This is a genomic window from Moritella viscosa, assembly GCF_900120065.1.
In the GTDB taxonomy this organism is placed as follows: domain Bacteria; phylum Pseudomonadota; class Gammaproteobacteria; order Enterobacterales; family Moritellaceae; genus Moritella; species Moritella viscosa.
This window is the reverse complement of record NZ_FPLG01000024.1, coordinates 35,277-44,835: the sequence shown is the minus strand read 5'-3', so window position 1 is coordinate 44,835 and position 9,559 is coordinate 35,277. Positions and strand designations below refer to the sequence as shown.

The 9,559-nt window shown below is 38.6% G+C and carries 9 protein-coding genes; 5 read left to right on the top strand and 4 right to left on the bottom strand.

Features of this window, described 5'->3' with window-relative positions; all coding sequences use genetic code 11:
• Positions 1–601 precede the first annotated feature (601 nt).
• A complete protein-coding gene (locus BT797_RS04175) occupies positions 602–1,453 on the bottom strand; it encodes a tetratricopeptide repeat protein (RefSeq protein WP_045111295.1) in 852 nt (283 codons plus the stop codon).
• A gap of 176 nt (positions 1,454–1,629) precedes the next feature.
• Here BT797_RS04175 and BT797_RS04170 point away from each other — a divergent pair, with 176 nt between their 5' ends.
• The 5 genes from BT797_RS04170 (at position 1,630) to BT797_RS04150 (ending at position 6,685) form a co-directional block, all read left to right on the top strand.
• Entirely contained in the window at positions 1,630–2,781 is a 1,152-nt protein-coding gene (locus tag BT797_RS04170; RefSeq protein WP_244534151.1) for a DUF1800 domain-containing protein, read from the top strand.
• A 267-nt stretch (positions 2,782–3,048) separates the two neighbouring features.
• Complete coding sequence (locus BT797_RS04165) at positions 3,049–4,647, top strand: BCCT family transporter (RefSeq protein WP_075471154.1); 1,599 nt, start codon at positions 3,049–3,051, stop codon at positions 4,645–4,647.
• A 189-nt stretch (positions 4,648–4,836) separates the two neighbouring features.
• Positions 4,837–5,112 carry a putative quinol monooxygenase gene (locus BT797_RS04160; protein WP_075471153.1) on the top strand — a complete coding sequence of 92 codons (276 nt, stop codon included), beginning with the start codon at positions 4,837–4,839 and terminating at the stop codon, positions 5,110–5,112.
• A gap of 49 nt (positions 5,113–5,161) precedes the next feature.
• Positions 5,162–6,022: a PhzF family phenazine biosynthesis protein gene (locus tag BT797_RS04155; RefSeq protein WP_045111292.1), complete on the top strand. Its 861-nt coding sequence runs from the start codon at positions 5,162–5,164 to the stop codon at positions 6,020–6,022.
• 33 nt (positions 6,023–6,055) lie between these two features.
• A complete protein-coding gene (locus tag BT797_RS04150) occupies positions 6,056–6,685 on the top strand; it encodes a LysE family translocator (RefSeq protein ID WP_045111291.1) in 630 nt (209 codons plus the stop codon).
• Between the two features lie 59 nt (positions 6,686–6,744).
• On the opposite strand, the gene BT797_RS04145 is transcribed toward BT797_RS04150, so the two are convergent.
• From BT797_RS04145 to BT797_RS04135, 3 genes are read right to left on the bottom strand one after another with little or no spacing between them, the layout of a single operon-like run.
• Positions 6,745–7,374 (bottom strand): GrxB family glutaredoxin, encoded by a 630-nt coding sequence (locus BT797_RS04145; protein ID WP_045111290.1) that lies wholly within the window; start codon positions 7,372–7,374, stop codon positions 6,745–6,747.
• Positions 7,375–7,424: 50 nt separating this feature from the next.
• A complete protein-coding gene (locus BT797_RS04140) occupies positions 7,425–8,306 on the bottom strand; it encodes a DoxX family protein (protein ID WP_045112632.1) in 882 nt (293 codons plus the stop codon).
• Between the two features lie 55 nt (positions 8,307–8,361).
• Complete coding sequence (locus tag BT797_RS04135) at positions 8,362–9,540, bottom strand: MFS transporter (protein WP_045111289.1); 1,179 nt, start codon at positions 9,538–9,540, stop codon at positions 8,362–8,364.
• Positions 9,541–9,559: the final 19 nt, after the last annotated feature.

Genomic DNA, 9,559 nt, shown 5'->3' with positions numbered 1-9,559 from the left:
CTTGCTGTAAATTATATATATATAAGTTTTTTGTATAAATAGAGCTGTTAACGATTTTTATTCTTAAGTAATTTACTTACATAGGGTCATGAAATTAAAAAATTAGTTTTTGTGGAATAAAATGCTGCGTTGGTTTAAGGAACCATAATAATTATGTGGTTAAATTGAAAAGTTTTGTAATCGACATATTCACTATAATGCAGGGCAATGTTTTGTTGTTGAAAATTTGAAGACAGAATTAAGAGGTTTTTCTGAAGAGGAATACTTTGTCAAATAGCTTTTCGTTAACGGTCAATATTGAGATGTGAAGCACATGTATATTTTTAGAAATTCATCTTAAGCGGTGTTTTGATGTCACATTTGAGTCGAAAAAAAACTAAACTGCCTTCTAATTAATATTTAAAACGACAGTTTTGGATTGATTAAAAGCGAACATTAATTTTTACTGATAGCTGCCAGTAATGTTCTCGCACCTATAAACATACAGCCGAAAATTCGATCTTGATTCACTTGAATCGATTGATGTTAGTGAGCCTTAGGGGAGAGCTATAAAGAACAATAAAACCCTGAGCTTGGCGCATCAGGGTTTATGATTTAACTATCAATACATCAAGCTATACAGTTTACGGCGGTAGTCAGCCACGAGTACAGCATCAGGTATTACCGATAATAATTCTAAATAAACTTTTCTTGCACGACCCTCTAAGAAATCATATTCCGTGCTTAAAATCTTAAATAACAATACCATTGCATCGTTATGTTTGTTGGCAATTTGCAGTTGCAGTGCTAGATCATAAGCAATTTGTAAATCATCTGGGTTTGCTTCATACGCAGCTGTTAATGCGATGATTTCCGGTGTTTCTGCTGATTTTTTAGCTGTATCTAAATGTGAACGTAGCGTTTGATATTGATTACTTTGTTGTTCATTTTCAGCAAATGTATCAAGTAATGCTTCAGTGGCTTCAACTTGATGCGAACCAAGTAGTGCTTGTGCATAAGCAATTTTGATATCGGTATTATCCGGTGCCAGTTCGTAAGCTTGGCCCATTAGTGGCACAGCTTCTGTAAATTTGCTGTCCATTAACAACATCTGTGCTTGCTGCAATAATACCTCTTCTTGCTTTGGTAAATGGCGGCTAATGATTTCACGGATAGCCGCTTCTTCTTGCTCTCCGACAAAGCTATCAACGGGTTTACCATCCTTAAAGATGGCAATGGTTGGTAGGCTTTTAATGCCAAACTGCTGAACTAATTCTGGATGACGGTCGCAATTTAATCGAGCCAAAATTATTTGGCCATTTAAGCTTTGAGCGATATTTAATAGGCGGGCACTTACTTGGTTTTCTGGCGCACGTTCAGACCAGAAATCAATGACGATTGGTTGCGAGTATTTGCCTTGTAGTAAGATCTCTTGAAAATTTTCACTGGTAAGGTCAAGGATATAATTCTGCACTGATTAGCTCCATCAAATTGCGTATCGATATAAATTCGGTATATGAAAGACATATGGGGGATAAAGTTACCATAATCAAGTCTAGTGTATCTGTCTATGAGTGAGAGCTTGATCACTGTCGTCAAAACAAAAACAGCATATATTGATGGTTACCGGTATCAAGGATGTGTTCTAGGATGAGTCAGTCTTTATTTATAAACGGTATCAGTTGTGCTCTGCTTGCTTGTTTAAATTCAGCGCCTGCGATTGCCAGCTCTAATACGGAAATTGCTACGGAAAATGGCAATACGGCGGAAAAATTATTGTATCAAGCTAGTTTTGGGCCTACACCTGAAACATTACTAAGTGCTCAAAAAATCACACGCCAACAATGGATTACTGCGCAGATGCAATTGGCACCCAGTTGGCATTATCCGTTAACGGCACAATATTGTCAGCGCGTTGTTACGTCACAATTTAATTCAGCAGACAATAAGCGTAATTTAAACGCTAATAGCGTGAGCAATACTAAACAGGAAAAATATCGTGTTTGTTTAAAAGCGCAAGAATCAGTTTGGCTAGAACATGCATCAACGGCGAAAGATCAATTACGTCAGCGTGTGGCATTTGCTTTGTCGCAGATCTTTGTTGTATCGAGCCAAGAATCTACATTGGCTAAATACGGTGATGGTTTAGCTTGGTATTACGATCTTTTTGTGAAGCATAGCTTTGGTAATTATCGTGATTTATTACAAGATATCACCTTGTCTCCCGCGATGGGGATTTACCTGTCGATGCAAGGTAATCGTAAAGCTAATCTGAATGAAAATACGTTCCCAGACGAAAACTATGCCCGTGAAGTGATGCAGTTATTTAGTATTGGCTTGCATCAATTAGATATCAGTGGACAAGCTGTTTTAGATGGCAATGGAAATAAAGTCGATAGCTATCAACAAGCTGATGTTGAAAATTTAGCTCGGGTATTTACAGGTTGGGATTTAGTCGAAAATAAACGCTATGGTCATCGTCGTCGTGGGCGTTATGACACCTTTATGGCGTTGTCGCCTAAACAGCATGACTACAACGAGAAAGTATTATTTGGTCAGAGTATCACTGCGGGAATGAAAGCAGATAAGGAATTGTTTGTCAGTCTCGATATATTATTTAATCATCCCAATGTCGGGCCTTTTATTAGCCGTCAGCTGATCCAGCGCTTGGTGTCATCAAATCCATCACCTGATTATATTAAACGTATTGCAACGGTATTTAATGACAATGGTGAAGGAATACGCGGTGATTTAGCTGCCGTTGTACAAGCTATCTTACTCGATGATGACGTCAAGGTTTAATCACTTCATTGGTATAGGCGATAAGTGATTATAAAAGATTTTACAGACCTAGTAGTAACCTTACTAATTGGAATGTTATATTTATATGGTTTTCACTTGATTATCATGTTGAAAGCTCTGTAAATAGAGTTTATTTGAGTTTTCATGGTATTTTTGCTACTCTGATAGGTGTTTTATCACTGGTATCATCATGGTTATAGCTGATGAACCTTTCGTTTTTACTTTTCGATCAAAAAGTATTGCAGGAGATATGCTCAAGCATAATTTATGGATAGTTCGTTAAACAGAAATAGTACGTTCAACAAATACAGTATTGAAACCACTGACTACCAAGTCGGTCAAGATAACGTTCAAAAGTGGGGTTTCGATATACATAACCCCGTATTCGGCATTAGTGCCGGTCTTATTTTTTTCTTCCTTGCTGCACTCCTCCTCGTAGACCCAACTACCGCTAAAGAAACATTAAACAGTGTTAGAAATAGCATCATGGCAGATTTTGATGTGTTTTTTATGTGGTCTACTAACTTCTTTGTATTTTTCACTATGGTATTGATCTTATCACCGCTTGGTAAGATCCGTATTGGTGGTGTCGGAGCAAAAGCAGAGCATTCAACTATTTCTTGGATGGCAATGTTATTTGCCGCCGGAATGGGGATTGGTCTGTTGTTTTGGGGGGTTGCAGAACCAACTGCTTACTTTACTAACTGGTGGGGAACACCATTTAATGTTGAGCCATTAACGCCAGAAGCAAAATCGTTAGCACTTGCCGCAACGATTTATAACTGGGGTATCCATGGCTGGGCTATTTACGGTATTGTAGCATTATCGCTGGCTTTCTTTGCTTATAACAAAGGACTTCCGCTATCAATTCGTTCGGTATTCTATCCGATAATTGGTGACAGAGCGTGGGGTTGGGCTGGACACATTGTTGATATCATGGCTGTATTGGCGACGTTATTTGGTCTAGCGACATCGCTTGGCCTGGGCGCTCAACAAGCGGCGAGTGGTATCAACCATGTATTTGGTTTTGATGGCGGTATTGGCTTACAATTGATTGTGATTGCCTTTGTAACCTTAATTGCGATTTTTTCGGTCATGCGTGGTATTGACGGTGGCGTTAAAGTATTGAGTAATATCAATATGCTTTTTGCGTTCGCATTACTTATTTTTGTCATGATCATTGGTTTTGATGTGATAACGTCGTCAATCCCTGAAACCTTTATTGCTTATGCACAAAACTTTGTTAGTTTAAGTAACCCACATGGTCGTGACGATACGACGTGGATGCACGGTTGGACTGTATTCTATTGGGCATGGTGGATTTCATGGTCACCATTCGTAGGTATGTTCATTGCGCGTATTTCTAAAGGCCGTACAGTACGTGAGTTTCTTTGCGCTGTGATCTTTATTCCAACGTTAGTAACACTTGTGTGGATGGCTACATTCGGTGGTATTGCTATCGATCAAGTTGTTAATAAGCTCGGTGAATTGGGTACCAATGGTTTAACTGATATTTCACTGTCTTTATTTCATGTATACGATGCACTGCCGTTTGGCGATGTACTATCTGTATTATCTATCATCTTGGTATTGATCTTCTTTATCACGTCATCAGACTCTGGTTCGTTAGTGATCGATAGTATCACATCGGGTGGTAAGATTGATGCGCCAGTGCCACAACGCATTTTCTGGGCGACTGTAGAAGGTACAATTGCGGGTGTTATGCTATGGGTGGGTGGTACGGAAGTATTACAAGCGCTGCAAGCAGGAGTTGTGACTACGGCACTACCATTTACTTTTGTACTACTCGTTATGTGTGTCAGCCTAATTAAAGGCCTGAACTCAGAACGTCATTTATACAAATAATGGTGTGGTTTTAAGATTTAAATTTTAAAAACATTAATGCAATAAAAGTCAACGGCCTCAAATGTATGTTTGAAGCCGTTTTTATTTTGGCAAGATCGCAAATATCGTACATTATAATTTGAGTAAAAGGTTTTACGTTATATTTTAAAGTGTAGGTTGTTTCACTTTTAAATAAGCACGGAGATATGGATGAATAAAGTAATTCTAAAAGGGTTTATCATAGTCCCAACGGCTGATTTATCTGCGATTAAGAAAGCGCTAATAAGTCATAAAGAGTTAACGCGTAATGAACCAGGATGTTTGATGTTTAACGTCACTCAATCTGAAATTAACCTTAACCGTTTTGATGTGTATGAAGAATTCATTAATAAGGCTGCGTTTGAACAGCACCAAGTCAGGGTTAAAAACTCAGCATGGGGCAAGGCTGCCGCTAATGTAGAGAGACATTATGAGATATTTGAGTAAGTTATAATCGATTAAAAATATGTCAGTTAATACAGAAAAGGAGGTTCTGATGGATATAGAGGTTTTATTGGTTAATTCTTTTACCGCGAATGGTAAAGGTGGAAACCCTGCTGGAGTGGTGCTTAATGCCGATAAGCTATCAGATGCACAAAAGCTAAATGTAGCGCAAGCGGTTGGCTATTCTGAAACGGCTTTTGTGTCGAATGATGATGAAGTTGATTTTGAGGTGTCTTTTTTTACCACCACTAATGAAGTTGATTTTTGTGGTCATGCAACATTAGCAACATTTTCTATTATGCATCAAATGGAAATACTTACTGCTAACGATTATGTGCAGCGTACTAAAGCTGGGATCTTGCCTGTAGCCATAAATACCGATGGTCAGGTGATCATGAATCTACAGTTACCTGTAAAGTCAGGTGGATTTAGCTATCAGGAAATTTCAACTGTCATTGGTATTGATAGCGAAGTATTAGCAAGTACTAAATTACCCATTGAAGTGATATCAACAGGTCTAGCAGACCTTATTATTCCAGTACCTACTGGGCAGTTAGATTTAATTAAATCCAATGATTTAGCGATTACTGATTTTTGTCAGAAACACGATATTGTTGGTTTTCATATTTTTGAACTTTGTACATCAGAAAGCCCATTTACAGCTAGCTGTCGTAATTTTGCGCCATTGTTCGGTATTCCAGAGGAGTCGGCTACTGGCAGTGCAAGTGGCGCGTTAGCTTGTTATTTGGCTGAGCACCTTTCTTTAGCCAATGACTATATTTTTGAACAAGGTAGATCAATGAACTGTGCTTCAGTGATTACCGCATCTGTTGGCTTTCAGGGGGGAAAAATAGCCAGCGTTCAAGTCGGTGGTGTCGCGAATAAAATCGGAACGATGCAGGTATCTGTATAATATCTTTAAAAGACCTATTCATAAGGAGTTGTAATGTCACTTGAGTCTGCAATTACATTTTTTATCGCGATATTTATTTTTGGTGTCACACCTGGACCGGGTGTATTTGCGATCTTGGCGCGAGCCATGGTTGATGGACCAAAAAAATGTATCATGCTAGCAATGGGGATGATTGGTAGCGATGTGCTTTATTTGATATTAGCCTGTTTGGGTCTTGCAACCATTGCTGAAAATTGGTCTGAAGTATTCACCGCTATTCGTTATTTAGGTGCCAGTTATCTGATTTATCTTGGTTATAAAATGCTGAAAGCCTTACCTCAGATTAAAAGTGACATTCAAGCTGAAACCACAGCGCAGAAAGAAAAAGCAATGTTAGCGAGTTTAACCCAAGGTTTTTTAATCTCAGCTTCAAATCCGAAAGTGATCTTGTTTTATATTTCATTTTTGCCAACGTTTATCGATCTGACCGTGCTAACTGCGCAAGATATTGCGTTAGTATCTGTGTTGTCATCAATAGCCTTAATGTCTGGATTAATGTTAATTGCTTTTGGTGCGAGTCGAATGGCCAATCTATTAAAGACTCCAGCTGCGCATCAACGATTAAACAGAGGTGCTGGTGGTATTATGATCGCGGCAGGTACGTACTTGGCGATAAGTAAATAATATTCGGTTTTGGTGGAATACTTATACATAGGTATAAGTATTCATGCATTTTATTTACCTTATTTTAGTAGTTCAACACTCGTTTGATGACTTACTGATTCCATCCATTCTTTAACAGATTGCTCCCAATTAATTTCTGGAGCACTGAAAAAACCACGGAGAATCGAAAATACAATGGCCTTATCTACTAATGTGGCGTGGTCATCTGAATCAAGGTTAAGCAGATTAGCAGCTTTCCAAATCAAGATTTCAATTTCTTCTGCTATAGCTGGTGTGTTAGTAAGTAGTGAGCCAAAATTTAATGCTTCAGTTTCTTTCTTACTTCGCCATGCTCTCTTAGATGAATCGGTTGTGAACTCCTTAAGATTCATTGATGACCAACGTGGATATCCAATTTTCTGAAGAGGTAGAAACGCAGAACGTTGCCACTCAAGTACAGCTTCAGATGGGATACGTGTTTCTACTGAATCGGCAAGGCTTAAAAAGTGATTGATGATATCTAAGCTTTCTGAAAGTGCTTTACCATCACTTTTTACTAATACTGGCACTTGCTTACTACCAATTATATCTGTGGTTGTTTTGTCATCATCATAATCAATAGTTAGAATATCAACTGCCAAGTTTAGCATGCCAGCAACGAAGCGTACGCGGGCACTGAATGGGCAATGTTCATAGATATAAAGCTTCATAATATTTCCTTGGTAAATTGATCGTTAACAACTGAAATTAAATTTTGTTGTTAACTTATTAAGAATTTAAATTTGTTAGTATTTCCCTGATATTTGTTTTTTAACCATCGATCTACGGAAGACTGACCACCTCCACTCAATATGAATATTCCTGAAACAAAGATCCAAAATGCAGGGAACTCCCATCCGCCAGTGGGAAGAACCCAAACATAACCCACGGCATAGTGGCCGCCAAGACCAACTGAGACGAATAAATAAATGGAGGAACTAAATGCAGCTAACCTAGTCATGAATCCAAATGAAAGCATGACAGCCAATGAAAGCTCGATGACTCCAGCGAGAATGACAAACCCTTGAGGGAAAGGTAAACCAACGCTTCTAAAGTAATCAGTAAAGACAGCGAAAGGTGCGCCACCTGCTAGGATATGACCAGTAAAGTGGGCTATAAACATCATGCCTATATAGATTCTGATTAAAGTCATTCCCCACTCATAACTAGTTGGCATTCCAATTGAACTGCTTTGGACGGCAGTTTTATTTAACCAAGGTAATCTAATCAACTGGATGGATAAAATAATAAAGAGCAATGTACTTGAATACTCAATACTTTGAATGCCATTGCCTGTTTCAGCAACCATTAATGGGTCAAGGGATGATAATGCAGATAAATTAATTGTCTCTAGATGTATTGTTGAAAACAATCGACCAAGAGTAAGTCCGCCAAGCAAAGTGCCAATCAAACCAAAGAACTCAATATTTCTTTTTTGATATGTAATGTATAACGAGACAAAAAGAACGATTGTAAAAATGATTGTTGAAACAAATACCCATAGACTTAGTTCATTTGTTATCAATGCATCTATTGAAAGATAAACAGTGGTAACTGAAGTTATGATTGTAAGAAATCTTAAAATTTTATCAAAAGTATTCATAGGCATCTTCTTTGATAGAGGGCCCACCTTGTGGGCCATTTTATTTAGTCGCTAGCTAAGCGGATATTAATTTATCTTGTGATTTTTCACGGCTGTTTGCTTTAGCGATAAGCAGTAAGCCAATCACAGGTACAATGACTGCTGAGTAAGGGATCATGCTTGCTCCCATATGACTATCAAGTACCATGCCGCCAAGGATTCCACCAAATGCGTTTGCTAAATTGAATGCCGATATATTTGCTGTTGCAGCTAGTTCTTGACCTTCACCACCATGATTCATTACTCGAAGTTGCATCGCTGGTACGTTTGCAAATGATGCAATACCGAATACAAAGGCCGCGATTACAAATAAGATTTTGTTGTCAATGACAAGACCTACGATGATCAGTGAAATAATCATTGCTATAGCCCAGAACATCGATGCTTTGTTAAGATTTTTGTCTGCAGAACGGCTGCCAAGAGTGTTACCAATAATGAGACCAAGACCAACAATAACGAGAATCCAAGTAACCGCATCTTCGCTATAACCTGTTATATGCATAGCAATTGGTGCAATATATCCATATAAGGTCATAAAGCCAGACCATGCAAAAGCTGTTATTGCTAAGCTAATTAGTAGCATTGGGTTTTTGAATGCCATAAGTTGCGCTTTAATATTTTTCGCTTCACCGTGCCCAGTTGATTTAATTGACATTAGAATTGAAACCATCGCTACGGCACCGAATGCGGCAACAGTAAGAAATGTGTTATGCCATCCGAACTGTAAGCTGATCCAAGTGCCAGCTGGAACTCCGAGTACATTAGCAAGAGTAAGACCTGCGAACATCTGGCCAACAGCGCGGCCCGCCATTTTTTCTGATACTAAGTTAGTCGCAACAACAGCACCAATACCATAGAATGGACCTTGAACTAGTCCTGCAATCACACGGCTAACTAATAGTAAGTTGTAGGTTGGCGCAAATGCGGACAGTATATTACCTATAATAAATAGTGCCATCAGTCCAGTTAGTACCGCTTTCTTATTAAAACGGGCTAAATAAATCGTTAAGATTGGGCCGCCAACAACAATGGCTAATGCGTAAGCACTGATTAAGTAACCTGCTTCACCTTCTGTGATTGATAGTGATGTCGCTATTTGAGGTAGGATACCTGCGATAACAAATTCTGCGGTGCCGATTGCGAATGCTGCGAGTGTCAATATCCAAACTTGGAACGGCATTTTTTCTTTTTTCATTATTAGTTTTCTCTGTTTA